We start from the raw sequence: 25,597 nt of genomic DNA, 5'->3' as shown, positions 1-25,597 counted from the left end.
CGGGTTCAGAGCTCAGTGCGCTCATTCTGAGCAGCGGTGCGCAACTGCTGACGCAGGGCGGCATCACGAGCACGGTCGCTGCACAACCGCAACACCACCGGGCGTTGCTGCGACAAGCCCCAGGCCAGAGCCTCCTGCAGATCCTCCAGACAAGCCACCTGGCGTCCGGGCACACCATGGGCTGCGGCCAGGGCCAGGGGGTGCACCTGCTGGGGCATGGCGAAGAGCGATTCGAAGCCCGGCGTGGCGATGGGCAGCTGCTGAAAAATTCCGCCGCCACCATTGTCGATCAGCAGCACCAGCAGAGGCGGAGGTGATGCAGACGACGACGCATGCAGCCAGCCGTTGCTGTCGTGCAGCAGGGCCAGATCACCGGTCACCAGCGCCGACGGACCAAGGTTCGCCGCCAGACCCATGGCAAGCGACAAGGTGCCATCAATGCCCGAGGCCCCGCGGAAGCTGAAGCAACGGTGGCGGCCGCAGGCGGGCCCGCCCCAGGTCAACCAGTCGCGCACCGGTGAACTGGCAGCCAGCATCACCGGCATCTGCTCCGGCAGAAGCTGGGGAAGCCAGTAGGCCAGAGCCGGCTCATTGACGGCGCCACGCAAGGGCAGCTGGGCCTCGAGCCACGGCGAGAGGTCATCGGTGCCAACCGAGGGCTTGGTCGCCTGTTCAGGACCAGGCTGTTGAGCGATCAAGGCGGCCATGCCCCCCGACCATTGGCTAGCCGTCTGCAGCGGATCCAGCGGCCTTGAATCCCCTTCGGTGATCAACAGCTGGGGGCCCTTATGGCGCTGAAGCCAAGCCTCCAAATGCCGGCTGGCGGGCATCGGTCCCAGCCGCAACACCTGAGCGTCGTCAGGCAGGTTCAACCGATCGAGCTGCAGCTCCCAGTGCTCGATGCGGTTGGGGCAATCGGGAGCAAGAGCAGCGAGAGGATCGGCCAGCAGAGGCCAACCGCTGAGGTTCAGCCATCGATGCAACGCCTGTTGATAGGCCTCCAAGGCGGGCGATAGTCCACGCCAGGGGCCCGCAATCACCACCCCCGGGCGCTCTGGATCGAGACGAGGTGCAGGCCCGATCTCGGGCGAAGGCTCTGAGCAATCCGCGGTTGGACGTGCGCCTGAAACCAGCTGTTGTTGCTGTTGGAGGCTGGCGTGCAGCGGCTCCTCGAAAGGCAGGTTGAGGTGAACCGGTCCCGGCGGCTCAGTGCCTGCACCCTGGGCTTGCTGCCAAGCCTGAACCGCCAGGGCATTGAGGGCGTCGTTGGCCTGGGTGTGGACGCCTTCTGCCGCACCACTGCCGAACCAGCGGCAGGCCGCGAGCAGAAAGGATTCCTGATTCACCGTCTGGTTGGCGCCGCAGTTTTTGAGCCGGACGGGGCGATCCGCCGTGAGCAGCAGCAAGGGCTGACAGGAGCGGTCGGCCTCCACCGCAGCGGGCAGCAGGTTGGCCACCGCAGTGCCGGAGGTGGTGACCACTGCCACGGCACGACCATGGGCGGTGGTCATGCCGAGGGCCAGAAACGCGGCCGAGCGCTCGTCGATGGCCGTGACCAGCTGCAGCTTCGCCTGGGACGCCAGCACGCCCGCCGCTGTTGCCAGGGGGCCGGAACGGCTGCCAGGGCAGAGCACCAGCTGCTTCAGACCCTGGAGACAAAGAGCCTCAAGAAGCGTGAGGGCGGCCTGCAAATTGGCGCGAGCGATGGTCAGTGCAGCAGGCCAGGCTGGTGTGATCTTCGGTCAACGATGACCCAACCCACGACACCCACTCCAGGAGATGACAACAAGGGCTTCTGGCGCAATCTGATTCTCTGGGCCCTGCTGGCGCTGCTGCTGCGCTGGTTGGTGGTGGAACCGCGCTGGATTCCCTCCGGCTCAATGCTGCCCACCCTGCAGCTGCAGGACCGCATCCTCGTGGAGAAGGTGAGGCCCCGCCTGGCCCGCAGCCGCCACAGCCATCTGCACCGGGGCGATGTGGTGGTGTTCGCCCCGCCCGAGCAGCTCGTGGCCGCTGGCTACGACGCCTCCGCTGCGTTGATCAAACGGGTGGTGGGACTGCCTGGCGATCAGCTGGACGTGCACGACGGCAGGCTGTTCCGCAACGGCGAACCTGCTGCAGAACCCTGGTTGGAGGAACCGATCAACTACGCGATGGCCCCGATCACCGTGCCGGCGGATCAGCTGTGGGTGATGGGGGACAACCGCAATGCCAGCCTCGATTCCCACCTCTGGGGATCACTACCGGAGAGCAATGTGCTGGGCACGGCGGTGTGGCGGTATTGGCCGATGCAGAGGTTCGGTCCGTTACGGATCACCGACAGCAGCGATGCCGGTTGATGCCAATGGCTTGCGTTAAGGTCAAGTCCGTGATGTAGATCACAAGCGAATGTTTAACCCCGAGTTCCTAACAACTGACAACAGTGATGGTCACGCGGGGAACAGCCTGATCCAGTACTTGCAAGAGCAGTCGCCGGACACCCTGCAGCGGGTCGCCAAGTCAGCAAGCAACGATATTCAGGACATCATTCGCCACAACGTTCAGGGCCTGCTGGGGATGCTCCCCGGCGAGCACTTTGAAGTGAAGGTGACAGCCAACCGCGACAACCTCGCCAACATGCTGGCCTCGGCAATGATGACCGGTTATTTCCTGCGCCAGATGGAACAGCGCAAGGAGCTCGAAGAAACTCTGTTCGCAGACGAACAGATGGCAATCGAGCCAGAAGACGAACTCAAGCTTTGATTACGGGCTGATCAGGCACGACGCCGAGATCGAGCAAACGCTGATCAATGGATCCCAGAAACTCCCAGTTTTCTGAACTGGGAGCCCAGTCCCGCTGTTGCAACGACGCGAGCAGGTGTTGCACGGTTTCGGGTGTGAATGTGACCGGCGCGCTGTAGTGAGCCGGCACCAGCCAGCGCAACACGGCTTGACCTCTCAACTCCTGCAGCCATTGCAATAGAGCCTCTTTGGCTCTGGGCAACACCAACCGCTCAAGCACAGGGGCCACCTGCAGCTTGGGCGCTTCTTCGCCGATCAAGCCATCGGCTGCCGTCTGCCAACCGGCCTTCCAGCGGAAGGGGTAGAGGCCGAAGTGGGCTTTCAGGGAACGGAGCCCGGGCTTGAACGCATCCCGAAGCAACTCCGGCAGTTCTGGTACCTCGAGCGGTTCCGGCCTCAGGTAGGAGGCAAACAGCACCAGCCGGGCCCAGCCGCGGCGGCGGGCTTCCGCTGAATCGCGAAGGGGCTCATCGCCGCGTTCGCGGGCATGGAACAGCAGCGGCGTTGGATCGAGCTCGAACAGGGCCGGGGGTTCAGCACTGATGCCCACCAGGGCATCGGTCACCAACAGAGCGCCAGAGGGGCGATGCAGACAGGAGACCTCCTGGAAACGGCCCACACCAAGGTCGAGCGGTCCGAGGGAGAACCACTCACAAACATCGCCATGGGGAAGGCCATCGTCGAACAACACCTTGGTGCGACGTGCCGGCACACCCAGCCAGGCCAGAGGCAACTGCACCGGGAAACTCCACTGTCCCGGACACACCCAGACGTCCGCATCCGGGAAGGCGCGGGCCAGGGGACCGAGGGGAAGCTTGTGCTCCAAACCGGAGGCGGTGGGCAGCACGATGGTGCGCACCGGGCCATGTTGTTGTTCCAGCCCGGCGATGGCTTGGCGCACTTCACCGGTGGGAGGCAAAGGATTCACCAACATCAAGCCGCCGGGCACCTTGGCCACGGTGAGCCGCACCGGCACGGCCACGTAGTACACCCCCTGCAACTGCTCCAGGCTCCAGAGCTGGCCAGGGATCAGCTCACTGAACAGCGTGCGGCGACGGCCGTAGGGGTAGAGCGGCAGCAGCGGCCAGAAACCCCAGTACTGGTCGGCACGACTATTCATGGCCAAGCCTCTCGCGCACCCTGGATTCGATAGCTCCACCCCCATGATCACAGGTCTTGATCACCGATCGAGCACCCGCAGCAAAAGACCAGATTCAACCGAAGCCTGAGCACTGCGCTGATCGCGCAACGCATCAACGGCCGCCGCAGCGCTCCCAGGTGTTCAGCATCGTGTTGAGTTCGGCTTCCAGGCTCTGTAGTTCGTGGACGCGCTGCTGAATCTCGGTGAGCTTGCCGCGGATCGTGGCCTGGAGATCGTTGCAGGTGCAATTCCCGGATCGCCGTGCACCCAGCACAGTGCCAACCGTCGCCAGCGGTAGATCCATGGCCCGCAGACGGCGGCAGGTGGAAAGGGATGCCCCAGGACCCAGGCAAGAACGAGCATGGGCAGCGATGCACCCAGTGCCTTGACGGTGGCAATCTGAATCGGATCGCGCAGACTCAGGCGTTGGCTGAGGTTGTTGTCGATCCCCCAGGCCAGGGTCGCCAGAGCGATCAGGGCAGCTCCGGTGGCATTGACACCGCCGAGTGATCCATCCGAAAGAACGATGGCCCCAGCGATGGTGAGCGCTGCTGCCGCAGCGCCGCGTTTGCCGAGATGTTCACGCCCCACCAGAACAGCGATGGCCAGGGTGAAGACGGTCTCAAGGTTGAGCAACAGTGAACTCGATGCGGCTGGTAACCGCGCCAGGCCGTGAACCAGGGCAACGGGCCCGACGATCCCGCCCAGAAGGATCAACCCAGCCAAGGCAGGCGCATCACGCCGTTGGAGGGGGCTTTCATCCTGGGTTCGGCCTTTCATCAGCCGAACAATCGCCAGAGCCAGAGTCGTCCCTGCGTAGAGCAACCCGGCAATGCTCAGGGACGAACCGCTGGCCGTGAACGTACTGATCAGTGGGGCGCTGCATCCGAACAGCACGGCCGCAGCGAAGCCAGAGAGTTGACCGCATCTCAAGGATGCCATCGGTTTGATCGGGTTGCTGAACTTCACTCAGTTCTGGCTGCTGTCCTTGGAAGCATCCAGTGCGTTGCGCAACATCTGCGTGTTGCCTCTCAGGAGCACATCACCTTGACGAACACCCTGAAGGATTTCCGCTTGCCCCGCCGTTTGCTGGGCCACCACCACAGCAACCTGTTCCACAGCCCCCCGTTGATAGCGAAAGACCACCGGTGATCCATTGATCAGGGCAATGGAATCCTGCGGAACAATGAACCGTTGCTCGGAGGATGGGATCTGCACAAAGGCCGTGATAGCTGTTCCGATCGGTGGGAGTTGAGCATCAATAGGTTGCGCGCGGAGCAGCATCACGCGCCCGGCGGTTTGCGCATCAGGTGCCACAGCGATCACCCGTGCCTGCAGCGTCTGAGCTCCCGCTCGAACGCGCAGCAGCTGTCCGGTCCTGATGTTCGTGGCGAGTCCCGGTGACACGAGGAAGCGAAGCTCACCCCCTGTGACATCACTGATCTGGGCCACGTCTTCCCCCACAGACAGGACGGCACCGGGTGAGGTGCTCACAGCAGTGACCTGACCGGCAATTGGACTGCGAATCAACAGATGCCCTGAATCATCAGGCTTCCCTAGCGCTGAAGCCTTGGCAGCGGCTGCCCTGGCTGTCGTCGCGGCTGTAACGCTGGCGATGCGGCGGCTTTCCAGCTCCTGGGTCGAGAGTGCACCTTGCCGTGCCATGGGTTCGGCAAGGCGGTACAGGTATGCGAGCGAGTGCGCCGTGGCCTGCGCTGCATCGGCATCGGCGCGTACAGCAGCCGCATCAGCGCTTTGGACTTCTGCGATCGGTTCGCCAGCACGAACACGGGTGCCCGGTGACACCATCAGACGTAAAACACGTCCCGCCACAGGCATCCCCACGCTTGAGCGCGACGATGTTGCTGCTTCAACAAAACCAGTGATCGGACGTTCCGTGCCCGAGCTCAGTTCGGGGCGAACAGTGGTCAATCCCAATCGCCGAAGCTGGTCTTCGCTGAGAGCCACGCTGCCATTGGCATCCGCACGGTCCATCGCCGCAACCGATGGCGCAGAGACCGGCCGGCTGCTCTGGCGACCCACACCGATTCCAACCAGCAGAGATGCGGAGATCGCCAGAGGAAGAAGCACGCCGGGTTGGCGCAGGTGATGCGTGAGGTGGTTAAGGCTCAGGTTCATGACGGGAGAGAGGCAAGAGACGACGCCGAACCGTCGCGGGCGGGCAGCAGCCAATGGCCAAAGCGTGCATAGAGCGCCGGGAGCACCAGCAGGGTCAGGGCCGTGGAGGTGGTCAATCCACCGAGCACCACCACAGCCAACGGTTGCAGGATTTCATTCCCGGCCCCGAAAGCGAGTGCAAGAGGCAAGGCTCCGAGTGCCGAGGAGAGGGCTGTCATCAGGATGGCGTTGAGGCGCTCCAGGCTTCCCTCACGGATCACCTCGCCCAGGGGTTGCCCTGCGCCGTGGCGGCGGTTGTAGTTGTCCACCAGCAACAACCCATTGCGCACGGCGATGCCAAACAGCGTGATGAAGCCGATCAACGAGGCGATCGATAGCACTCCTCCCGTGAGCAACACCGCCACCACACCTCCGATCAGGGCCAGGGGCAGGTTGAGCATGATCGCCACTGTGGCGGGCACTGATTTCACCGAAATCACCATCAGCACACCGATCACCACTGCGGCAACAGCGCTGTAGAAGACCAGAGACGCGGTTGCCCGTTCTTCTGATTCGAACTGGCCGCCGTAGCGGATCGTGTAGCCCTGAGGCAGTGGCACCTCACGGGCAATGGTGCGCTGGATGTCTTTGACGACAGTGCCGAGGGGCCGGCCGCTGACGTTGGTGGAGACCACGATCATGCGGGAAACATCTTCTCGGTTGACGATGTTGGCCCCCAGACCTTCCTCAACCCAGGCAACACTGCCGAGAGGAACGGTCATGCCATTGCTGAAGGCCACCGGCAACGAGCGGATGGCCTCCAGGTTCTGGCGAGCATTCTCCTGAAGCTGCACGAGCACATCGCTGCGCACACCCCCTTCCACCACGTGGCCCACCACCTTGCCGTTGAGCGCGATCTCCACTGCTTGCGACAGCTCCTCCACCGTGAGCCCCAGCGCCGCCGCAAGCGGGCGGTCGTAGTGGATCTGCACCTGGGGAATCGGCAGCTGCGGTTCCAACTGCAGATCCACCACTCCATCAATGGGTTTGATGGCCTTCTCCACCGCCTCACCGATGCGGCGCAGTTCGCCTAAATCGGTGCCGTAGATCTTGATTGCAATCGCGCTGCGCACCCCCGAGAGCACCTCATCCATGCGATGCGAGATGAAGCCGCCGATGTTGGGCACCACACCGGGCAGCTTTAAAAAAGCCTGCCGCAGCTCGGCAATGGCAGCGGGCCGATTGGCCATGGCTTGATCGCTCAGTTCCACATCCACGTGAGCTAGGTTCACGCCGGCCCCATCGGCATCACCGGGGGCGCGGCCCGTGCGCACCTGCACCCATGCAAACAACGGGTTGTTCTGCAGCGAACGGGTCAGTGCAAGCCCCGCTCGGTTGGTCATCTCCAGTGACACCCCGGGGTAGAGCACCATCGAACTCACCAGCGATTGTTCGCGGAATTCCGGTAGAAACACCCGGCCCAGTGCCGGCAGGATCGTTGTGGTGGCGACGATCAGCGCCAGAGCGATGGCCAGCACGCGCTGCGGTGATCTCAGCGCTAGATCCAAGATTGGCCGGTAGAGCCGCTCAGCCCGGTTAGCCAGCCAGGTGTTCTCCTCTGGCAGCTCCGCAGGCGCAAGCAAGATGGCGCACAACGCGGGAGAGAGCGTTACCGCTACGAGGGTGGAGGCCGCGATCGACAGCAGGTAGGCCAGGCCCATCGGCGCAAAGATGCGCCCTTCTACGCCGGTGAGCGAAAAGATCGGCGCAAACACCACCACGATGATCACGGTGGAGAACAGCACGGGCTGGCGCACCTCTACCGAGGTGTCGAACACCACCTGCAGGGGCGATTTGGGCGTGTCGCTGGCCCGGTTGCGGCGCAGCCCCCGATAGCAGTTCTCCATGTCGACGATCGAGTCGTCGACCACCGAACCGATCGCCACCACCAGCCCACCCAGGGTCATGGTGTTGATGCCCAGGCCCAGGCTCTTCATCAACATCAGGCCAATCAGCAGTGACAGCGGAATGGCGCTGAGGCTGATCACGGCGGCGCGCCAGTTCATGAGAAACAGCACGATCACCACCGAAACGATCACCACCCCCTGGAGCAGCGACTCGCTCACATTGCGGATGGCACTATCGATGAAATTACTCTGACGAAATGTGGTCTGGACCTGCACATCGCTCGGCAGCGTGCGGTTCAGCTCGGCCAAGCGCTGCTCCACTGCCCGGGACACCGTGGGGGTGTCCACATCGGGCTGCTTGGTCACCATCAGCACCACAGCTGGCTTGCCGTTGAAGCTGGCGTCACCGCGTTTGAGCGCTGCACCGCGCTTCACTTCTCCCAGTGTTGAGAGCAGCACCGATCGTCCCTGCTCGCTCTTCACCGCCGCATCCGCCAGATCGCTCACCTGTGTGACCTGAGCCAAGGGGCGAATCAACCGCTCCTGGCCACCCCCGATCAGAAAGCCTCCAGGGCTGGTGGCCATCGCCGAGCCAACACCCTCCATCACCGCCTTGAGCGAGACAGCCTGAGCCTGCAGCTCCTGGGGATCAAGGAGCACCTGAAATTGCTGCTCATCGCCGCCGTAGATCGTCACCTGGGCGACGCCGGGCACCGCCAGGATCGACTGGCGATAGGAGCGCAACACCAGCTGCTGCAGATCCATCAGCGATGTGGCGCCATCGCCGTTCACGGTGAAGGCGACCTGCAGGATTGTGCCCAGAGGCGACACCAGCGGGGAGAGCTCGGGGGGATCTGCATTGGTAGGCAGCTGGGCGCTCACCTGTTGCAGCCGCTCCGCCACGGATTGGCGGGCGCGGTAGATGTCGGCGTTCTGGTTGAACACCACCTGCACCATCGACAAACCCGGCTTGGAGGAGGAGCGCACGGTCTCCACCCCGGCAATGCCATTCACTGCCGATTCGATCGGCAGCGTGATGCGGGTTTCCACTTCTTCCGGTGAGAGCCCAGCGGCGCTGGTTTGCACATCCACCTGCGGCGGCGCGAAGGGGGGAAACACATCCAGGGGCATCTGGCTCACCGCCAGCAGGCCCCAGAGGCTGATCACCACCGCGGCGGCAACGATCAGCCAGCGGCGTGCGATCGAAAACCGCAGCGTTGTGTTGAGCAACCGCTCAAGCATCCGTCTTCCTGCGGCGGTTCAGCCAGATAGCCCCAGCGGTGAGTACGACAACCGCGCCAGCTGCCAGGGCGGGAATGGGTAGAGCGGACGGGCTCGCCGTCGCGCTGTCCTGTGGCGCAGCGGCTTTGTTATCTGCTGCCGGCTCAGCCTGTGGTGTCTTCTTCGATTCGGCGTACAGCGAGAGGGCGCCAGAGATCACCACCTCGTCGGTGGGATCAAGGCCCTCGGTGATCACAACCCGGTCACCCTGTCTGGAACCCGTCACCACGAGAACAGGGTCGTAGGTGGTCTGGGTTTGCACGAACAGCAGTGGCTTGCCATTCGCATCGACTAGAGCAGTGGAGGGAACCGAGAGCCCATCCGGCCCGTCTTCCGGCGTTGCCGTGGCCACCCCCAACAGGGCATCGGTTTCGGCGTTGCGGCGCACCTGGCGTGCGTCGCCCTGCTGCTGAAACTCATCGCCATGGCCCACATGCGCCAGGGCCAGGGGCGTGGCGATGGGCGCTGCGAGTAAGGCTGTGGCAGCAAGGCTGGCGCTGGCCGCCAGCTGCAGGATTCGGGGAAGCAAAGGCCTGGGGAAGCACTGGATAGGCGGAAGTTGGCACAACCGGGATGAAAAACAGATGAAATCCACTGCCCTCACTAAGATCTGTGCCCTGTTGATCCGCCACGCCGATGCCCATGCGGATCCTGTTGGTGGAGGACGAGATGGATCTAGCGCGATCCATCCAGGCAGTCCTGGAGGGCCAGGGCCATGTGGTGGATCACTGCGTCAGCGGTCAGGACGGCTGGGTGCTTCTGGGGAGTGATCAGGCCCACTACGACCTGGGAATTCTTGATTGGATGCTCCCGGAGCTCAGCGGCCTCGATCTGTGCAGGCGAACGCGATCGCGGGGCCTGGCGCTACCGCTCTTGCTGCTCACGGCCCGTAACGAAACAGCCGACCGGGTTGAGGGCCTGGATGCCGGCGCGGACGACTATCTGAGCAAGCCCTTCGCGATGGAGGAGCTGCTCGCACGGGTACGGGCGTTGCAGCGGCGACAGCCCAGCTATCGGGCGCCGCTCCTGGAAGCCGGTTGCTTCCGGCTGGATCTCGCCGCGGGGCAGTTGCTCGTGGCAACAGCCGCAGCTGAGGTTTGCATTGAGCTCTCCACGAAAGAGCAGCAACTGATGAGCTATTTCCTGGAACACCCCGGTGAGGTGATTTCCGGCTCACGCTTGCGCAACCAACTGTGGAATCTGCAGCAGGATCCCATCAGCAATGTTGTTGCCGCCCAGGTGCGATTGCTGCGGCGCAAGCTTGCTTCTCATGGGCTTGCTTCTCCGATTGAAACCATACCGAGTAAGGGGTATCGGCTGAACCCGCATGCTGCGGTGTTGCTGTGATGACCATCCAAACGCCAGCGCATCGCCTGTTATTTCAAGCTCGATTGAGACTGGCGGGACTCTCCTTGCTGGTGATGGGTGCACTCCTTTACGGCGCGGGGTTCGCGATGGGACGGCTGTTGCTGCAGAGCCAGGACAGCGCCATCCGGCGTGAACTGCAAGCTCTTGCCGGCACCCTGCACGACAGTCTCAAGCCTGACCTGCTGCCGCAGGCGGCCCGGCCCACGCCCGCACTTGTTTCGGTTCTACCGGGCCTCTGTATTGCAGGAGAGCCTTGCAAGGCACCGGATTCATTGGTTGAACGCCATGCCATCAGTGCCACCGATTCCGACCGCTACAAGCTGCGTGTTCTCGATCCCAACGGTGCTCTGCTGGCCAGCTCCCCCGGGGCTCCGATCCTGCTCCCGCCAGCGGCTGATCAAGGTTGGCAGCTCACGCAAGAACCCGCTGGCCGGCGCTGGCTCACCTACTCCATTCATCTGCATCACTCCAACAGCAACAGAGAACCCGTCTGGGGATTCCTTCAGATTTCACACAGCCTGAACGATCTGGACCGGGAAGCACAACAGCTGGTGTGGTTGGGACATGCTGTCTTCCTCGTTGCGCTGCTGGCCATGGGCGCTGCCAGCTGGTGGCTGGCTGGATTGGCGATGGCACCATTACTGGAGGCCTATCAGCGACAGGAGCAGTTCAGCGCCGATGTGGCCCACGAATTACGCACCCCGCTGGCCAACTTGATGGCAGTGGTGGAGACAGGACGCTGGGATCGGGTGCTGGCCCAGGGCCGGCGCCTGCAGAACCTGATCGGCGACCTGTTGTTGCTCGCCAGCCTTGAACGACCCTGCGAGCGGGAGCCGGCAACGGTGTGTGATCTCGCCGAGATCACGGCCGATGTGATGGAGGATTTTTCAGAGACAGCTGCGGCTGCTCAGGTGAGCCTGATTCACACGTCATGGATGTCCAGTGCCAAGGTGCTTGGGGCGGAGACAGAACTCAGCCGGCTTGTGATCAATCTGCTGAGCAACGCGATGCAGCACAGCCCAGCAGGTGGCGCGATCGACGTCTCCCTGAAGCACCAGGGTCGCCATTTCCAGCTTTCAATCACCGACAACGGACCTGGCATCGCTGAGGAGATGCAGGGCCGAATCTTTGATCGCTTCACGCGACTGGATCCGTCTCGCTCACGCCTCCAGGGTGGCAGTGGGCTGGGGCTGGCCATCGCGCAAGCCATCGCCGTCCGCCATCGCGCAGCAATCCAGGTGCACTCCAGGACTGGATGCGGCAGCTGCTTCTCCCTGGAGATTCCGGCGGCTGAGCCACCCCATTGACTCTCCACCGACTGGAGTGTTTACGGTGGAAGCAGTCGCCGTCCTCCTGTGCCTCTGTTGATGCCTCCAGTCGCCGCCATACCTGTGCCTGCGGTGGTTTCCGCCTATCGCTCCCCAAGCTGTGGCTGCTGCAAAGGCTGGCTGGACCACCTCAGGCAAGCCGGCTTCACAGTGAAGGACTACGTGACGAGCAACCTTGCGAGCATCAAGCAGCGCTACGGCGTTCCACCTCAGCTGCAGCCCTGACACACCGCCCGGATTGGGGGTTACACGGTTGAGGGTCATATTCCAGTGTCGGCGATTCAGCGGCTGCTGAAGGAACGCCCACAGGTGGCCGGAATTGCCGTACCCGGTATGCCGCTCGGTTCGCCCGGCATGGAATCACCGTTCAAGACAGAGAGCTACACGGTGTTCACCTTCACCGAATCCGGCCGGACCCAAGCCTTCCAGACGGTGGAGGGTGATGGCTAAGCCGGAACTCAGCGCTGTGCGTCTCTACAGGATGGAGACGCCCGAGCATGCCTGTCCGTGGGGGCAGCGCGCGCTTCAGCTCCTGCGCGCCCAGGGGATTCCGTTTGAGGATCATCCTCTGCGCAGCCAGGCGGAGGTGGAAGCCTTCAAGCATGCCCACGGTGTGACCACCACGCCGCAGGTGTTTGCCGGCGCGGAGCGCATTGGGGGCTACACCGAGCTGGCGAAACGGCTTGGTGTCACCGCGGAAACAGCAGAGGTGTCCTACGCACCAGTGATCGCTGTGTTCCTGAGCGCTCTGTTGATCAACCTGGCATTAGGGGGCGAAATCCGGGGCTACATGGGCCTGGCGATCTGCCTGTTGGCGATGCTCAAGCTGATGGATATTGCGGCATTCGCTGCAAGCTTCCGCAAATATGACCTGCTCACGCAGCGTTGGCAGGCCTGGGGAAAACTGTATCCCGCTGTTGAGCTATTGGTGGGACTTGGGATGCTGCAATCGGCCGAGAGTATGGGCCTTGAAGCTGTGATTGGCGTGACAGCAGTGCTTCTCGGTGTGATGGGCATGGTCTCCGTCGGCAAAGCCGTGTTCGTCGATCACCTGGCACTGAACTGTGCCTGCGTGGGCGGCAACTCCCGCACACCGCTGGGGGTGGTGAGCTTCGCTGAGAATCTGATCATGGGGCTGATGGGTTTGGCGATGTTGATTCAGCCAGTGATGGCTCTTGCTTCTGGGGGTGCGTTGTGATCAGCCGGCGCTCCTTTCTCGCCCTGGCAGCCGGTGGCACTGCAGCAGCCTCAGTCGCGGCTCTGCGCCATGGCTGCCATGGCTGGGCCGCAGATCCACGGAGGAGCATCAACGCGGCGGCGACGTCGCCAGTGCGCTCTCAAGCTGGCCTGCTGGAGCTGGATCTGGTAGCGCAGGAAACGTCCATCAGCATCCCTGGCACATCAGGACGGGCACTCACCTACAACGGCTTACTCCCTGGCCCCCAGCTTGAACTGCAGCCTGGTGATGCGGTGCGGATCCAGCTGCACAACCGCCTGACTCAGCCAACGAATCTGCACTACCACGGCCTGCACATTCCACCCAGCGGAGCAGCCGACAATGTGTTCCTGAGGGTTGCTCCTGGCCAGCGACAGAGCTGCAGCTTCTCCTTGCCGGACAATCACCCGGCGGGCCTCTTCTACTACCACCCCCATCACCATGGAACGGTGGCTGACCAGGTGTTTGGTGGCCTGGGTGGTGCGCTGCTGGTGAGAGGCGATCTCGATCGCATCCCTGAAGTGCAGGCGGCCCAGGAAGAAGTGCTTGTGCTCAAGGATCTTCCAGCCGCCAACCAGCGCTCCGGTTCTGGTGTGATGCTTGGCCGAGAAGGCTCGATTCTGAGCGTGAACGGCCAGGTGAAGCCCGAGCTGCAGGTTGCAGCCGGCGGCTTGCTGCGCCTACGCCTTCTCAACGCCTCCAATGCCCGCTTCTGGCGACTGGCGCTGGAGGGTCACACCATGCATCTGATTGCCACTGATGGTGGTGCACTGGAGCAACCACTGCCGTTGCAGGAGTTGCTGCTGGTGCCCGGCGAGCGTGCCGATGTGTTGGTGCAGGTGGCTCCCGAAGGTGGTCGGTTTCGCTTGAACAACCTCCCCTACAGGCGCCTGGGGCGCCCAATGATGGGCGGCATGGGTATGGGCATGGGTATGGGCATGGGTATGGGTATGGGCATGGGGAGAGCGGTGTCTGGCCAGGAACAAGCTGATGTCATCGCAACGGTGAGCACCAATGGCGTTGTAGCGCCGCAGCCTCTGCCGCAGCAGCTCTTAGCGGTGGAGGAGCTCCCCAGCCCGCTGCGTACGCGCCGATTTGTGATGAATCACGGCATGGCACCAGGCATGGGCATGGCCTTTTTGATCAACGGCCAGAGCTACAACCATGGGCGCATTGACACGCGCGTGCAATTGGGAGACACAGAGGACTGGGAGCTGCTGAACACAGGCGTGATGGATCACCCCTTCCATCTGCATGTGAATCCGATGCAGGTGATCAGCCGCAATGGCAGGCCTGAGCCCTACCGGGCCTGGCGGGATGTGGTGCTGGTGCGCCCTGGCGAAACCGTGCGCGTGCGCACCCGCTTCAGCGACTTTGCTGGCAAGAGCGTGTATCACTGCCACATCCTCGATCACGAGGAGCTCGGCATGATGGGCAACATCTTGATCGAAGCCTGAGTACTGAGCTGATCACGCGACTGATCAAGCCCCGCCACAAGGCTCCCAGCTCTTCAACATCGTTTTGATCTCAGTCTCCAGCACCTTCAATTCATCCAGGCGCTCATGAATCTCGCTTAATTTTTCGCGCATCGTGGTCTTGAGATCACTGCAAGTACAGATTCCAGATCGCTGTGCCTGAATTACTTTTTTCACCAAATCAAGAGGCAAGTCCATGGCCCGCAGACGAAGGATTAGACTAAGATCGTCAAAAACAGACTCATCAAACAATCGATATCTGGAATCGGTACGTGATACTGGCAGCAATAAACCTTCATCACAATAAAAACGAATCGTTTTCACCGAAATGTTGCTTCTTGCAGAGACAACTCCAATCTTGAGTAGATCGCCAGGCGCTTTAGGCACGAAGGGTTGACTCTCCACTTACTGGAGACTCCACAATAGCGACGTGATTGTTCTTTCCATGCGTCGAATCGCTTTTGCTCTGGCCGCCATCTCGGCACTGCCCCCTCAAGTCGCATTGGCCCAAATGGACCATGGGATGCATCACCCAGCACCTGAAAAAACGAAAGAGGCTGCACCCCCCCATTCCGGCAACCATCAGCACCATGCCCATGGCATGGGACCAGCAGGCAGCACCTACGACCTGCGCTTTATCGATGGCATGGTCGAGCATCACACCGGGGCGTTGCGGATGAGTGAGTACGTCTTCAACATCGGCGCCCCTGGGGTGGGGGCGTTGGCAAACAGCATCTGGAACGAGCAGGCCCGTGAGATCAAGGCGATGCGCCAATGGCGCAAAGCCTGGTATCCGGATGCACCGGTTTATCCCGTGGCATTGCGCCCTAACGGGGACCCCAACTCCATGGCAGATCTGGTGCGCATGAGTCCTGATGTGATTGCCGCGATGCGCATGTCGGGAACGAAGCCAACGCGCGACAACAGGGTGCAGTGGTTCTTAGAGGGAATGATTGAGCACCATGGAGGCGCACTTCAGATGGCCCATGAGGCTCGGCAAAACTCCACCAACCCCACCGTCCTTCGCCTGGCGCGCGAGATCATCGTCGCCCAGCGCAAAGAGATCATCGAACTCCGCAAGATGCTGCAAAGCGGAGGACTGAATAAGCCGGACTACTACAAATTTGATGGCCTTTTCGCGCTGTGAAAGCAATCACTTTTAATGCCTTCACCACAACGATGATGGGATGGATCTCCATCTCATTCGCCCTCGTCGCTGCTTTCGTTGTCCATCCCATGGCCAGCCATGCTCACAGCAAAGGCATCTACCAATCCAAAGCTGACGCGCAACAACGTGCCAGTGAGATTGGTTGCAATACGCTGCATCAGAACAACGGAAAGTGGATGCCCTGCGCAGATGAGCGTAAACTCCACCGCCAACTTCGCAAGCAATGAACCAACGACCGCTTTCACGGCGAGCACGCAAAGTTCACCGTTGGCTGGTTCCAATCGCCGCTGTTCCGTTGCTGATCACCGCAGGCACGGGATCTCTCTACAGCTTGCTCTTGGAGCAAGACATTGATGCCTTCTGGCTGCTGAAGATCCACACCGGGAATTTCGGTGTTCTGAATCTTCAGCCCGTCTACCCAATGCTCTTGGGTGGGCTCACCGTCATCGTCACAGTTTCGGGTGCAGCGATGCTGTTAAAACCATCGCGATGACCCCCGTTCCCCGAAGCGGTCTCCCTGAAACCGCTTAATAACGCGCGAAGACGGAGGTTGTTCCGTCATGGGCAATGGCAAGCACCTCGAAACGTTCAGCCTCGACGCCAGCCACCTCCATCCCGGGAGAACCCATTGGCATCCCTGGAACTGCCAGACCTCGGATATTGGGCCGTTCTGTCAAAAGACGCTGAATCGCAGAAGCGGGCACATGCCCTTCGATCACATACCCCTCCACAACCGCGGTATGGCAAGAAGCTTGTTGTGGGCTGATGCCACGCGCTTTCTTCACGGCATCCATGTCCTCGGTGACATGGTCCTCAATGCGGTATCCCGCTGAAACGATGTGGGATCCCCATGACGTACAGCAACCGCAACTCGCCGATCGATACACCGTCATCTGAGGCCCGGTCGCCCCACTGTTGACGGGCATCGCAGCATCCCCTTTCACATCACCATGCGCCTCAAGCGGTTGACTCGCTGAAAGCAGCGAGACGACTACAAAGGCTCCAACCAAGCTCTGTCGCACGGCAGCTGAACACAGATGCGCAAAACGCGAAGCGTTCATGGATTCCTCAATGCAGCGAATTGAATCGACTCTCCGCATTATCGCGAGTTGCTCATAAACACACCCAGTTGCACAAAATTCCAGGGACAACTCGGGGACCAGCCCTTCAGACCTGTTCCAACAACTGGAAGCCAAGTGGCAGCAGCGGCCAGAAACCCCAGTGCTGATCAGCAGGATTCACACCAGCTCCAGCCACCATGCTCCCCTTCAATGCAGTGATTCTGCACAAACAGGATCACCTCCGGAAATCACTCCCAGCAAGGATTCATGGAGCCGAGACCCCTGGCAGCTCAACTGGGTGATTTTGAAACCACAGCGAACTGACCGGCGTTACGCACAATCTCCGCCTCGATGTCCTCCGGTGTTGCATACGGAGGGCCAAAGAAAGCAGGCCTCGAGAAAGGCACGGCGAGGCCGGTACTGAAGGACGGACGTTGGTGGAGCATCTCGATCCACATGAGCAGATGGCTCATCTCGGAGATATCGACATTGGCCCAATAGGCACTCGCGCAGTAGGGAAAACAGGCGACATCGACGAGTGTGCAGCGCTGGCCGAGCACAAAAGGGCCGCCCGATGACGCGAGCTGGTCGTTGAGCATGTGCAAACAACGCTCCGCTTCCGCAATGAAGCGACCAATGGCGAAGGGATCGTTGTGGCCGCGAACCTTGGCAATTCGCTGAAAGTACATGGCTTGCCCCATCGAAGGCCCGAGAGCGCTCACCTGCCAATGGAGCCATTGCTTCGTCTGCAGGTGCAGCTGCAGATCCTCATCAGCAGGGGGTAGCAAAGGGCTTGCGAAGCGAGCCGCGCTGTACTCCAAGATGGCTCCTGACTCGGCGACTGTTACTCCGCGCGCACGATCAATCAGTGCTGGAATCCGACCGTTTGGGTTGATGGAAAGAAAACGCTCACTGCGCTGCTCACCCTTCTCAAAGTCCACCAGTGCCCAGTCATAGGGCACACCCATTTCTTCAAAAAGGATTGGTAGCTTCCAGCCGTTTTGGGTGGCATAGATCAGACAGCAAATTTCACTGTGCTCTGAAGACGACCACGCTTCGTCGAGCGTCACCTGCCGGGCGAGTCTTGATGTTTGGCTCATGTCATCGCCTCTTTCATTCCTGCATCCCTGATTAACGCTAGGGAGCCGATCCGATCATTCAACTGAGTGCTCCAATCCTGAACTCAGATCAAATCAACCATTCGGTCACTTGCTGTAGGCACCGCGCCGAAGCCAATCTTTGCGGTGTTCTCGGATGGTCATCCAGTTGCCCATCATTCAACCCAGTTGAACAAAATTCCAGGGACAACTAAGGGACAAGCCCTTCAAATCCATTGCAACGTCTGGGCCTAAAGAGGCAGCAGCGGCCAGAAACCCCAGCGCTGATCCGCAGGATTCACACCAGCTCCAGCCACCACACTCCCCATCAATGCAGTGATTCTGCAGAGGAATGGATCAAGCCAGGGTCAAACCACCCACCCCGGCGCAGAACAGCACCACCCGCCACGCCGGTTGCCGCCAGCTCACCAACAGCACAAACGCCACCAACGCCAGGCTGAACTCAGCACCCCCGCGAATGCCTGTCTGCCAGACGGGCTGAAACAACGCCGCCAGCAGGATGCCCACCACCGAAGCATTGATGCCCAGCAGGGCTCGACGCATCGAAGCCAATCGGCCCAGGTCGCTCCAGAAGGGCAAGAGCCCACCAAGCAACAAGAACGATGGAAAAAATAGAGCGATGAGCGCGAACGCAGAACCCGCGATGCCCTGCAGCCCAGGCTGCAGATCAAAGCCAAGAAAGGCCGCGAAACTGAACATCGGTCCTGGCACCGCCTGGGCTGCGCCATACCCCGCCAGAAACTGCTGCAGGTCGATCCAGCCGTTGGGCACCAAGGCTTGCTCCAGCAAGGGGAGCACCACATGACCACCGCCAAACACCAAGGCACCGGTGCGCAGGAAACAAGAGAGCTGCTGCACCAGCAGCGGTCTGGCCTCAGATGACAGCCAGGGCAGAGCCACCAACAGCAGCACAGCCAACCCAAGCAAAACCACCGCCACCGAACGCCGCAGCGGAACCACGAGACGTTCCGATGCCGATGGCTCCAGAGCAGATGGGGTCAACGCGCACCAACCCACCAATCCACCAAGCAGCAGGGCCAACAGCTGAGCCCAGACGCGAGGCACCAACAGCACCAGCACAGCAGCCGCCACCATCAGGCTGACCCGCTGCCGATCGGGAGCCAGCTTGCGCTGCAAGCCCAGAACGGCCTGGGCCACCACGGCCACAGCCGCCACCATCAAGCCATGCACCCAGCCCCCATCGATCCAACGGGGATGGGCTGAAAGCAGCGACGCCGCCAGCACCATCAACACAGCCGAAGGCAAGGTGAACCCTGCCCAGGCCGCCACACCACCAAGCCAACCGGCCCGGATCAGCCCCAGACCCATGCCCACCTGGGAACTCGAAGGCCCCGGCAACAGCTGACAGAGACCAACGAGATCGGCGTAGGCCTCAGCGGTGATCCAACGCTCCCGCTGCACAAACCTCTCGTGGAAGTAACCGAGGTGCGCCACGGGGCCACCAAACGAGGTCAGCCCCAACACGAAGAACTGAACAAACACCTGCAGTGGAGCGGGCATCGTGCTGCACCTATCAGGCGGGGAACAGGCGTCGGTTCCGGTTGGCCATCGCCACGAGCGACAGCATCACCGGAACCTCCACCAGCACACCAACAACCGTGGCCAAGGCAGCACCGGAGTTCAAACCGAACAGGCTGATGGCCACCGCAACTGCCAACTCAAAAAAGTTGGACGCGCCGATCATGGCCCCGGGTGCCGCAATCGATCGTGGCTGCCCTGCTGAGCGCATCCAGAACGCTGTGATCCAGAAGATCAGATAGGTCTGAAGGATCAAAGGGATGGCAATCAAAACGATGGCCAGCGGATTGGCCAGGATCGCCTGGGCCTGCACCATGAACAGCAGCAACACGGTGGCGATCAACGCGCCAATCGACAGGGGCTTGAGCCGCGTCTCCAACCGCTCAATCCGGCGAACACTGCGCAGGCTCAGCCGCGTGAACCATCCGGCCACCAGGGGGAACACAACGAACAGCCCCACTGCCGTGAGCATCGTGCCCCAAGGCACCAACACATCCGAAACCCCCAGCAGAAGCGCCGCAATCGGGGCAAAGGCGAAGACCATGATCAGGTCGTTCAACGCGACCTGCACCAGGGTGTAGTTGGGATCGCCGTCGCTAAGACGACTCCACACGAACACCATCGCCGTGCAGGGAGCGACGCCAAGAAGAATCATCCCGGCCACATACTCCTGGCCGATGGCTGCCGGGATCCAGGCGGAAAACACGCCACGTATGAACAGCCAGGCAAGAGCCGTCATGGTGAAGGGCTTGATCAGCCAGTTCACAAGTGCTGTCACCAACAGCCCCCGCGGCTGATGGCGAATCGCTCCGATGGAGGAGAAGTCGACCGCCAGCATCATCGGGAAAATCATTCCCCAGATCAGCACCGCGATCGGAAGGTTGATCCCCGCAGCCTCCAGGCCCGCAATGCTTACCGCCGCATCAGGGAACCAAGCGCCAAGACCAACTCCCACCACAATTGCCAGACCAATCCAGACGGAGAGATAACGCTCGAACAAACCCATCAATTCATCAAGAATTCTTGATGGGAGAACCTTACCTCCAGCAGGTTCCACTCACCAAAGGATGTGCTTTGGAATACATGCTCGGCATGGCTTAATTGCTTCTAAAGCCATCCACAAATCTCACTTAAACCACCTGACGCACAATTTTCAAATGGCGACTGAATATCGATGACTGAAAAACCCATAGGCCTATTTCCTTGGGCCATCTTGATCTTTGCGCTGGTTGTGCCAAACCCTTGGAAACTGGCATCGGAACGGGCATTCGCTGAACAAAGCGTGACAACGGAACAATGCTCAAGCCGCCAGTGAGGCATCTCTGAAACCTGTGAATACCCAGATCAAAACCCACTGAGGCCATTTGGTTAACGTCAACAACCGGGTATGAATTCTTAGAATCACATTTCTGGATTTTTTAGGAGTGAGAAGCCATCGTGTCGCAGTGCATTGATCGAATGCATACGAACTTTTGGCAGTGAAGTTGAACTCAATCGGCTTGGCATCCACCCCCTTTTGAGGCGGAGCCGTGGTTCAGGAGCGCCGCCGGCGCGGATTGGCTGGAAGCGGTTGCTGCAAGGTCTGGTCGAGAGCCAATTCCAGTGGAGCGTGAATCGGGCCTTCCTTCTGGAGCACCACAACGCCATCCTCTAGGGATTGAACGCGATAAGCCTGGCGATGCTCTTCAATCCAGCGCTTGCTGTTGCGGAGCTGGCGCCAATCTCCTGCGAACGCCCGGCCGTAACGCTCAAGCAAATCGAGGTCCACAGCAACCCACTCCACGCTTCGAGGCCGACCCTTGCGGTCCAGATAGTCGGTGTTGAAGGGGAAGCGCACCAACACCTCGCGGCGGGCAAGCAAAGGCACCAGGGGTGTGTTCGCCGCAACGCTGGCCTGCGGTCGAATCACAGCCAAGGCACGCCGAGCCGCTGCACCATGGCTCCATTGTTCAGCCGGGCTGCTGTGCACCCATGGCTGCACGCTGGCAGGAACAAGAAACGAGAGGCTGCGGTGGGGATTGCTGGTCAACGTGAGCAGCAGAGAGAGGCTGATGGCTGCGCCCCAAGCCAGCCTGAGGCGAGGCCCCAGCTGTAAGTGGGGGCGCCGCTGCCACCAGAACAGGGTGCCAAGGGCGAAGCCAGGCACCACCAGCAGGGTGTAGCGAATGGTGATCGCAAGAGGATTGTTCGCGCCCTGGGCCAGGAACAGTCCCAACAGGCTTGGGCCCGCCAGCAGCCAGGCATCGAGGCTGATCAGGGGGAGGAACAGAAACGGCAGGCTGTGACCAAGGAGGTAGCGAAGGGTCCCTCCGGGGGGATCCACCAGTTGCTGCAGCAGCAGGAATGGCTGAGACAACATCCGTTGGAGAACCGCAAGGCTGCTGCTGCCCTCGCTGTTGCCATCGCTGAGGTACTGACCGAAGTTCTCGACCATGAAGCGCTTGGCGTTGTCGTCTGAGAACAGCGGCATCAGAACGTTGGTGCAGAGCAACACCCATCCCCCTCCCCAGCTGATCAGTGCCAAAGCCAGGGGCCAGCGTTGGCGATCGCGCACCAACAACCAGAAGCCAACCGCTACCAGAAGCACCCCCGTGTCCTCTCGAATCAGGGGCATGAGGCCGGCGGCCATCAAGATCAGCCTGGTGCGCCGTTCCACCAGGCCCAGCATCAGCACAAAGACGGCCAAAGGCAGCTGACAGAGATCCGTGAAGTTGCCGAGGGTGGGACCGATCAAGGCGTTGCCGCCGAAATAGCCGTAGGTGATCCAGTTGGCGATGCGTTCCGGCAAACAACCACTGGCGAGGCGATGCAGCACAAGACCCGCAGCAGTGATGAGACCCACCTGAGCCAACGGGAGAGCAGCTCCCCCCAGCAGCCCCAGCAATGGAGCAATGAGCAACAGGGTTGGCGTGAAATGCTGGCCAAGCCGTTCGTAATCCACCGAAGGCAGCTCTCCGGCGTGCTCCACGTTGGTGGAGAGTTGGGAGGAGAGGGTGCTCTCGAACCAATGGCCGTGCAGGCTGTTCCAAAGCACCTGCTGAAAAATGCCCTGGTCGTAGCTGGCCAACAGGACCCAGGAACGCCAGGCCTGCAGTCCCAGGCAAATCACGGCGAACAAACCAGCAGCAATGAAGACGCGACGGGACGTCAACAACGGCACCTGCACGCTTCACTCAAGCCAGCCCAGCGTTGCAGCGACTTCATCACCTGCATGTGCTGTGGAGCACCTGGGCTTCTGAGCAAAAGCTCAAACAGATTGGGTGCAGCCAACCTGCGTGATCAAGGCCTGAAACGGTGCATGCCCACCAAGCAGGCTCAACCCTCCAGAAGGGGTTCGCCATTGGCCCGATGGATGGCAACCACACCGGGACGGGGCGCTTGCTTGCCGGTGTGTGGCGCCGGTTCAGCTCTTGTATGCAACTCCTCGATACGTGCAGGTCGCAGAACCACGGGCAATGGTCGGAGAGAGGTGGGCTGAGGTGTCGACACCGCGGTAAGCGGTGACACGCAAATGGGCAAGTTGAGCCTCAGTGAGGCGTTGCTTGCGAAGGGTTGCGCGCTTGACGAAGTCGAGAGGTGACATGAACGTCTCCACAGTGTCCGGGTCCCCGTTGCATGACTCCGGATCGAACTGCACCTGCAAATGGCAGGCCAACGTTGAACAAAAGTTATCGATAAAAATCAATGATCGATGTACCCAGCAACACCGAGACGGGACCATCAGCAACACATTTCCAAACGCTCTTCGGCTTTGCATACCCATCTGACTCAATGCCAGCGGCGAGACATCACCACATTCAGAAGCGATGCAACCAATGAACCCTAAGATTATGAATACGATAAGAGCAGGCAAAAAAATTTTACCTCTCGCGGCAATTATCCAGCCTTTGCCACACGTTATCCAATCATTAACCAACAAGGCGAGATATCGGTATTCTTAAGAAATCTTTCCCAGACCTTAATCAAGAGCTAACGCTTTTTCTGGGGCCATTAATTCATTATTGGATGTGGCGATTCAGCATCCAATGATCAGCGACAAAATCATTTCTCCGCTGCAGTCAATCAACCCTGGTGGCGCTGAAAAAGTTGATTGGGACCCCAAAGCCAAGATCGCTTATGTCATTACTGGCGAATATACCGATGACAAAGGAGGTCAGGTTGTTGCCATTGATTATTCCAAGGGCTATGACAAGGGAACAGTTAGTGCCGAATATTATTTGGCAGGGGATGTTACCGACGTCCGGGTGAGCTCTAAAGGTTTAATTGCTGCATCCGTTTTTGACAAGGAAACCCGGAAAGGGACAGTTCAGTTTTTTAAATATAATTCAAAAAAAGGATTGATCAGTAAAGGATCTGTTGAAGTTGGCTATCAACCTGATCAGCTTACTTTTAGTAAAGATGGAAAAACTTTGGTAACGGCAGACGAAGGCGAGCCACTAATGTTCTATGGCTCTGACGAGATTGATCAAAATCCTAAGGGTAGCGTTTCAATCGTTAAAATTAACAAAAAAAATCTTTCGAAGTCCAAGGTCAAAACTTTGTATTTTGACAAGCCTGACTCTTACTATTTAGACCGAGGTGTGCGACTTTACAACCCTGAGGGTGTTGCTGGTTCTGACAATATTGCAGTGAGAGATATTGAGCCTGAATATGTTGGAATCGTAGACAACAAAACCGCTCTTGTTGCTTTGCAGGAGAATAATGCGTTAGCTGAGGTTGATTTCAAGAAAGGCAAAATCAAAGGGGTGTTTGGTTTGGGCTATAAAGACTGGACAGGCATTCCAATTGATACTTCTGATAAGGATAATGGATACGATCCCAGTGTAAAGAGCAATCTTGTTAGTGCTCGAATGCCTGACGGGATCGATACATTCAAGACGAAATATAAAGGCAAGAAAAAACTTTTCTTTATCTCGCCCAACGAGGGAGATGGTCGGGTGAGACCAGATGAAGTTAATTTTGAAGCCGAGAAAGATGGGACTTTTTCTTATGGAACAAACTCTAGTGGTAATGAAGTAGATTCATTTACTGATCCACTTGATCAAAAAAGTACTATTTACGTCTATGACCAATCCGGCATAGGTAATTTGGGTAATTTTGAGGCGGAAGAAGGTGATGAGTTCTTCATTACTACAAAATATGGTGTAAGTGACGATGACGAATTTTGGTCAGACGAGCGCCGCGCTGGCAAGCTTGCAGACGATGGTGATGCGAGTCAATTCGACTCTCAAATTATTGCTGAGGGTCGCCTAAAGACATTGGTTGATCAAAACGATCCCATCACAGGGAAACTTACCGGTTTTGGTGGACGTGGATTCTCCATACATAATAGAAAGGGCAAAGTGATATACGACTCTGGCAACCTCACAGAAGAAATTGCTAACGAGCTTGGCTATTATCCCGATGGTCGTAGTGATGATAAGGGCACAGAGCCTGAAACTGTAGAGTTCTTTAGGCTTGGTAAGGGCAAGAATAAGCGTGATTTCATTGCTGTAGCTCTTGAGCGGTGTTATAACAATGCTGATCAAGAAAATGAATACGGTACCATCGTTCCTATCTTCGAAGTAGTCGATCTTAGTGCTGCTAAGAATGATGATCGTGTTAAGCACGTGACCACTCTGCAAAGTCCTAACTCCTTGTCCCCCGAGGGTTTACTCTTTGTCAACGAAACCAAGAATAAGGGCCATATGTTTGTGACAAATGAGGTTTCCCAGACTCTTGACACCTTCAAAATTCATATCAATGATCTTTGATCTCTATTGAGTGGTTGCATTTTTCACTCTCTTAAGCCCCCTTTTGTAGGGGGTTTTTTATTGCTTTAATTTCTTGTTTGATCCTTACTTTAACCTCTCAAGCCTTACTCTCTAAAGGTAAAGAGTGCATCTCAACTCTTATTCCAATAGCAACCGTTCTTCTTGGAATTGGAGGATTGATGAATCTCAGATATTTATTTGCGGACTTCTTCCCGAGATACTTCGCTGGATTATTCCTACGGTGTTGGTCTGCACTGCTACATGGCACATAATTCCTGACCAATAAATGTCGTTGTAAGCAAATCAAAGAGTCTAATGGCTGTTCTTGTTGGTTTATGTGATC

Annotated in this window: 24 protein-coding genes and 1 pseudogene; 12 read left to right on the top strand and 13 right to left on the bottom strand. The window is 59.4% G+C overall.

Annotated features, from left to right (window positions below; translation table 11 throughout):
• Window positions 1-5: 5 nt before the first annotated feature.
• Entirely contained in the window at window positions 6-1,691 is a 1,686-nt protein-coding gene (gene menD / locus SynRS9907_RS05710) for a 2-succinyl-5-enolpyruvyl-6-hydroxy-3-cyclohexene-1-carboxylic-acid synthase (RefSeq protein WP_188022105.1), read from the bottom strand.
• 57 nt (window positions 1,692-1,748) lie between these two features.
• Between menD and lepB the strand changes: the two genes are divergently transcribed.
• Both lepB and SynRS9907_RS05700 read left to right on the top strand, forming a co-directional pair.
• The gene (gene lepB / locus SynRS9907_RS05705; RefSeq protein ID WP_188022104.1) at window positions 1,749-2,339 is read left to right on the top strand and encodes a signal peptidase I; all 591 of its coding nucleotides are present in this window, start codon (window positions 1,749-1,751) and stop codon (window positions 2,337-2,339) included.
• A gap of 49 nt (window positions 2,340-2,388) precedes the next feature.
• Window positions 2,389-2,742 carry a DUF760 domain-containing protein gene (locus SynRS9907_RS05700; RefSeq protein ID WP_188022103.1) on the top strand — a complete coding sequence of 118 codons (354 nt, stop codon included), beginning with the start codon at window positions 2,389-2,391 and terminating at the stop codon, window positions 2,740-2,742.
• On the opposite strand, the gene SynRS9907_RS05695 is transcribed toward SynRS9907_RS05700, so the two are convergent.
• From SynRS9907_RS05695 to SynRS9907_RS05675, 6 genes and pseudogenes are all read right to left on the bottom strand, one after another.
• Window positions 2,732-3,901 carry a DUF4336 domain-containing protein gene (locus SynRS9907_RS05695; protein ID WP_188022102.1) on the bottom strand — a complete coding sequence of 390 codons (1,170 nt, stop codon included), beginning with the start codon at window positions 3,899-3,901 and terminating at the stop codon, window positions 2,732-2,734. The genes SynRS9907_RS05700 and SynRS9907_RS05695 overlap by 11 nt on opposite strands.
• Before the next feature lie 133 nt (window positions 3,902-4,034).
• Window positions 4,035-4,226 carry a MerR family DNA-binding protein gene (locus SynRS9907_RS14010; RefSeq protein WP_255442426.1) on the bottom strand — a complete coding sequence of 64 codons (192 nt, stop codon included), beginning with the start codon at window positions 4,224-4,226 and terminating at the stop codon, window positions 4,035-4,037.
• A 224-nt stretch (window positions 4,227-4,450) separates the two neighbouring features.
• Window positions 4,451-4,864: pseudogene (locus SynRS9907_RS14005) on the bottom strand (EamA family transporter); the annotation flags it as partial.
• Between the two features lie 27 nt (window positions 4,865-4,891).
• A complete protein-coding gene (locus SynRS9907_RS05685) occupies window positions 4,892-6,061 on the bottom strand; it encodes an efflux RND transporter periplasmic adaptor subunit (protein WP_188022101.1) in 1,170 nt (389 codons plus the stop codon).
• Window positions 6,058-9,189 carry an efflux RND transporter permease subunit gene (locus SynRS9907_RS05680; RefSeq protein WP_188022100.1) on the bottom strand — a complete coding sequence of 1,044 codons (3,132 nt, stop codon included), beginning with the start codon at window positions 9,187-9,189 and terminating at the stop codon, window positions 6,058-6,060. Before SynRS9907_RS05680 ends, SynRS9907_RS05685 begins: the two co-directional genes overlap by 4 nt.
• Complete coding sequence (locus SynRS9907_RS05675) at window positions 9,182-9,757, bottom strand: hypothetical protein (protein WP_226424080.1); 576 nt, start codon at window positions 9,755-9,757, stop codon at window positions 9,182-9,184. The genes SynRS9907_RS05680 and SynRS9907_RS05675 overlap by 8 nt, the downstream gene beginning before the upstream one ends.
• 107 nt (window positions 9,758-9,864) lie before the next feature.
• On the opposite strand from SynRS9907_RS05675, the gene rppA reads away from it, so the two are divergent.
• The 6 genes from rppA to SynRS9907_RS05650 are packed head-to-tail and all read left to right on the top strand — an operon-like array spanning window position 9,865 to window position 14,597.
• Window positions 9,865-10,575: a two-component system response regulator RppA gene (rppA, locus tag SynRS9907_RS05670; protein WP_363159579.1), complete on the top strand. Its 711-nt coding sequence runs from the start codon at window positions 9,865-9,867 to the stop codon at window positions 10,573-10,575.
• Window positions 10,575-11,903 carry a cell wall metabolism sensor histidine kinase WalK gene (locus SynRS9907_RS05665; RefSeq protein WP_186597274.1) on the top strand — a complete coding sequence of 443 codons (1,329 nt, stop codon included), beginning with the start codon at window positions 10,575-10,577 and terminating at the stop codon, window positions 11,901-11,903. Before rppA ends, SynRS9907_RS05665 begins: the two co-directional genes overlap by 1 nt.
• 60 nt (window positions 11,904-11,963) lie before the next feature.
• Complete coding sequence (locus tag SynRS9907_RS14000; RefSeq protein WP_255446007.1) at window positions 11,964-12,149, top strand: hypothetical protein; 186 nt, start codon at window positions 11,964-11,966, stop codon at window positions 12,147-12,149.
• Between the two features lie 12 nt (window positions 12,150-12,161).
• A complete protein-coding gene (locus tag SynRS9907_RS13995; protein ID WP_255446031.1) occupies window positions 12,162-12,374 on the top strand; it encodes a DUF411 domain-containing protein in 213 nt (70 codons plus the stop codon).
• Entirely contained in the window at window positions 12,367-13,122 is a 756-nt protein-coding gene (locus tag SynRS9907_RS05655) for a MauE/DoxX family redox-associated membrane protein (protein ID WP_115070382.1), read from the top strand. The genes SynRS9907_RS13995 and SynRS9907_RS05655 overlap by 8 nt, the downstream gene beginning before the upstream one ends.
• Window positions 13,119-14,597, top strand: a complete 1,479-nt coding sequence (locus SynRS9907_RS05650) for a multicopper oxidase family protein (protein WP_370586622.1) — start codon at window positions 13,119-13,121, stop codon at window positions 14,595-14,597. The genes SynRS9907_RS05655 and SynRS9907_RS05650 overlap by 4 nt, the downstream gene beginning before the upstream one ends.
• Before the next feature lie 24 nt (window positions 14,598-14,621).
• Here SynRS9907_RS05650 and SynRS9907_RS05645 read toward each other — a convergent pair whose 3' ends face one another.
• A complete protein-coding gene (locus tag SynRS9907_RS05645) occupies window positions 14,622-15,020 on the bottom strand; it encodes a MerR family transcriptional regulator (protein WP_186473045.1) in 399 nt (132 codons plus the stop codon).
• A 40-nt stretch (window positions 15,021-15,060) separates the two neighbouring features.
• On the opposite strand from SynRS9907_RS05645, the gene SynRS9907_RS05640 reads away from it, so the two are divergent.
• From SynRS9907_RS05640 to SynRS9907_RS05630, 3 genes are read left to right on the top strand one after another with little or no spacing between them, the layout of a single operon-like run.
• Window positions 15,061-15,762 carry a DUF305 domain-containing protein gene (locus SynRS9907_RS05640; RefSeq protein WP_186473044.1) on the top strand — a complete coding sequence of 234 codons (702 nt, stop codon included), beginning with the start codon at window positions 15,061-15,063 and terminating at the stop codon, window positions 15,760-15,762.
• 32 nt (window positions 15,763-15,794) lie between these two features.
• Window positions 15,795-16,010: a DUF3721 domain-containing protein gene (locus SynRS9907_RS05635; RefSeq protein WP_131455963.1), complete on the top strand. Its 216-nt coding sequence runs from the start codon at window positions 15,795-15,797 to the stop codon at window positions 16,008-16,010.
• Window positions 16,007-16,276: a hypothetical protein gene (locus SynRS9907_RS05630; RefSeq protein ID WP_131455619.1), complete on the top strand. Its 270-nt coding sequence runs from the start codon at window positions 16,007-16,009 to the stop codon at window positions 16,274-16,276. The genes SynRS9907_RS05635 and SynRS9907_RS05630 overlap by 4 nt, the downstream gene beginning before the upstream one ends.
• 34 nt (window positions 16,277-16,310) lie before the next feature.
• On the opposite strand, the gene SynRS9907_RS05625 is transcribed toward SynRS9907_RS05630, so the two are convergent.
• The 5 genes from SynRS9907_RS05625 to SynRS9907_RS05605 all read right to left on the bottom strand — a co-directional run bounded on the left by SynRS9907_RS05625 (window position 16,311) and on the right by SynRS9907_RS05605 (window position 22,661).
• A complete protein-coding gene (locus SynRS9907_RS05625) occupies window positions 16,311-16,844 on the bottom strand; it encodes a DUF411 domain-containing protein (RefSeq protein WP_185189735.1) in 534 nt (177 codons plus the stop codon).
• A 290-nt stretch (window positions 16,845-17,134) separates the two neighbouring features.
• Entirely contained in the window at window positions 17,135-17,914 is a 780-nt protein-coding gene (locus tag SynRS9907_RS05620; protein ID WP_223157683.1) for a glutathione S-transferase family protein, read from the bottom strand.
• Window positions 17,915-18,298: 384 nt separating this feature from the next.
• Window positions 18,299-19,483, bottom strand: a complete 1,185-nt coding sequence (gene chrA, locus SynRS9907_RS05615) for a chromate efflux transporter (RefSeq protein WP_188022098.1) — start codon at window positions 19,481-19,483, stop codon at window positions 18,299-18,301.
• 13 nt (window positions 19,484-19,496) lie between these two features.
• Complete coding sequence (arsB, locus tag SynRS9907_RS05610; RefSeq protein WP_188022097.1) at window positions 19,497-20,507, bottom strand: ACR3 family arsenite efflux transporter; 1,011 nt, start codon at window positions 20,505-20,507, stop codon at window positions 19,497-19,499.
• 528 nt (window positions 20,508-21,035) lie between these two features.
• Complete coding sequence (locus SynRS9907_RS05605; protein WP_255446030.1) at window positions 21,036-22,661, bottom strand: DUF2079 domain-containing protein; 1,626 nt, start codon at window positions 22,659-22,661, stop codon at window positions 21,036-21,038.
• Window positions 22,662-23,526: 865 nt separating this feature from the next.
• On the opposite strand from SynRS9907_RS05605, the gene SynRS9907_RS05600 reads away from it, so the two are divergent.
• Window positions 23,527-25,254 carry a hypothetical protein gene (locus SynRS9907_RS05600; RefSeq protein ID WP_188022096.1) on the top strand — a complete coding sequence of 576 codons (1,728 nt, stop codon included), beginning with the start codon at window positions 23,527-23,529 and terminating at the stop codon, window positions 25,252-25,254.
• The last annotated feature ends 343 nt before the right edge of the window (window positions 25,255-25,597 follow it).

Source organism: Synechococcus sp. RS9907, from assembly GCF_014279615.1.
Lineage (GTDB): Bacteria > Cyanobacteriota > Cyanobacteriia > PCC-6307 > Cyanobiaceae > Parasynechococcus.
Note: the sequence above shows the minus strand (reverse complement) of the source record. Positions and strands in the feature narration are given on the sequence as shown.

Bases quoted from the DNA above. Each gene is read 5' to 3' on its own strand.
- SynRS9907_RS05665 (WP_186597274.1), top strand. From the start codon at position 10,575: ATGACCATCCAAACGCCAGCGCATCGCCTGTTATTTCAAGCTCGATTG.
- SynRS9907_RS05685 (WP_188022101.1), bottom strand. From the start codon at position 6,061: ATGAACCTGAGCCTTAACCACCTCACGCATCACCTGCGCCAACCCGGC.
- SynRS9907_RS05635 (WP_131455963.1), top strand. From the start codon at position 15,795: ATGATGGGATGGATCTCCATCTCATTCGCCCTCGTCGCTGCTTTCGTT.
- arsB (WP_188022097.1), bottom strand. From the start codon at position 20,507: ATGGGTTTGTTCGAGCGTTATCTCTCCGTCTGGATTGGTCTGGCAATT.
- SynRS9907_RS05655 (WP_115070382.1), top strand. From the start codon at position 12,367: ATGGCTAAGCCGGAACTCAGCGCTGTGCGTCTCTACAGGATGGAGACG.
- chrA (WP_188022098.1), bottom strand. From the start codon at position 19,483: ATGCCCGCTCCACTGCAGGTGTTTGTTCAGTTCTTCGTGTTGGGGCTG.
- SynRS9907_RS14010 (WP_255442426.1), bottom strand. From the start codon at position 4,226: ATGGATCTACCGCTGGCGACGGTTGGCACTGTGCTGGGTGCACGGCGA.
- SynRS9907_RS05700 (WP_188022103.1), top strand. From the start codon at position 2,389: ATGTTTAACCCCGAGTTCCTAACAACTGACAACAGTGATGGTCACGCG.
- SynRS9907_RS14000 (WP_255446007.1), top strand. From the start codon at position 11,964: ATGCCTCCAGTCGCCGCCATACCTGTGCCTGCGGTGGTTTCCGCCTAT.
- SynRS9907_RS05680 (WP_188022100.1), bottom strand. From the start codon at position 9,189: ATGCTTGAGCGGTTGCTCAACACAACGCTGCGGTTTTCGATCGCACGC.
- SynRS9907_RS05695 (WP_188022102.1), bottom strand. From the start codon at position 3,901: ATGAATAGTCGTGCCGACCAGTACTGGGGTTTCTGGCCGCTGCTGCCG.
- lepB (WP_188022104.1), top strand. From the start codon at position 1,749: ATGACCCAACCCACGACACCCACTCCAGGAGATGACAACAAGGGCTTC.
- SynRS9907_RS05600 (WP_188022096.1), top strand. From the start codon at position 23,527: ATGATCAGCGACAAAATCATTTCTCCGCTGCAGTCAATCAACCCTGGT.
- SynRS9907_RS05640 (WP_186473044.1), top strand. From the start codon at position 15,061: ATGCGTCGAATCGCTTTTGCTCTGGCCGCCATCTCGGCACTGCCCCCT.
- SynRS9907_RS05625 (WP_185189735.1), bottom strand. From the start codon at position 16,844: ATGAACGCTTCGCGTTTTGCGCATCTGTGTTCAGCTGCCGTGCGACAG.
- rppA (WP_363159579.1), top strand. From the start codon at position 9,865: ATGCCCATGCGGATCCTGTTGGTGGAGGACGAGATGGATCTAGCGCGA.
- SynRS9907_RS05630 (WP_131455619.1), top strand. From the start codon at position 16,007: ATGAACCAACGACCGCTTTCACGGCGAGCACGCAAAGTTCACCGTTGG.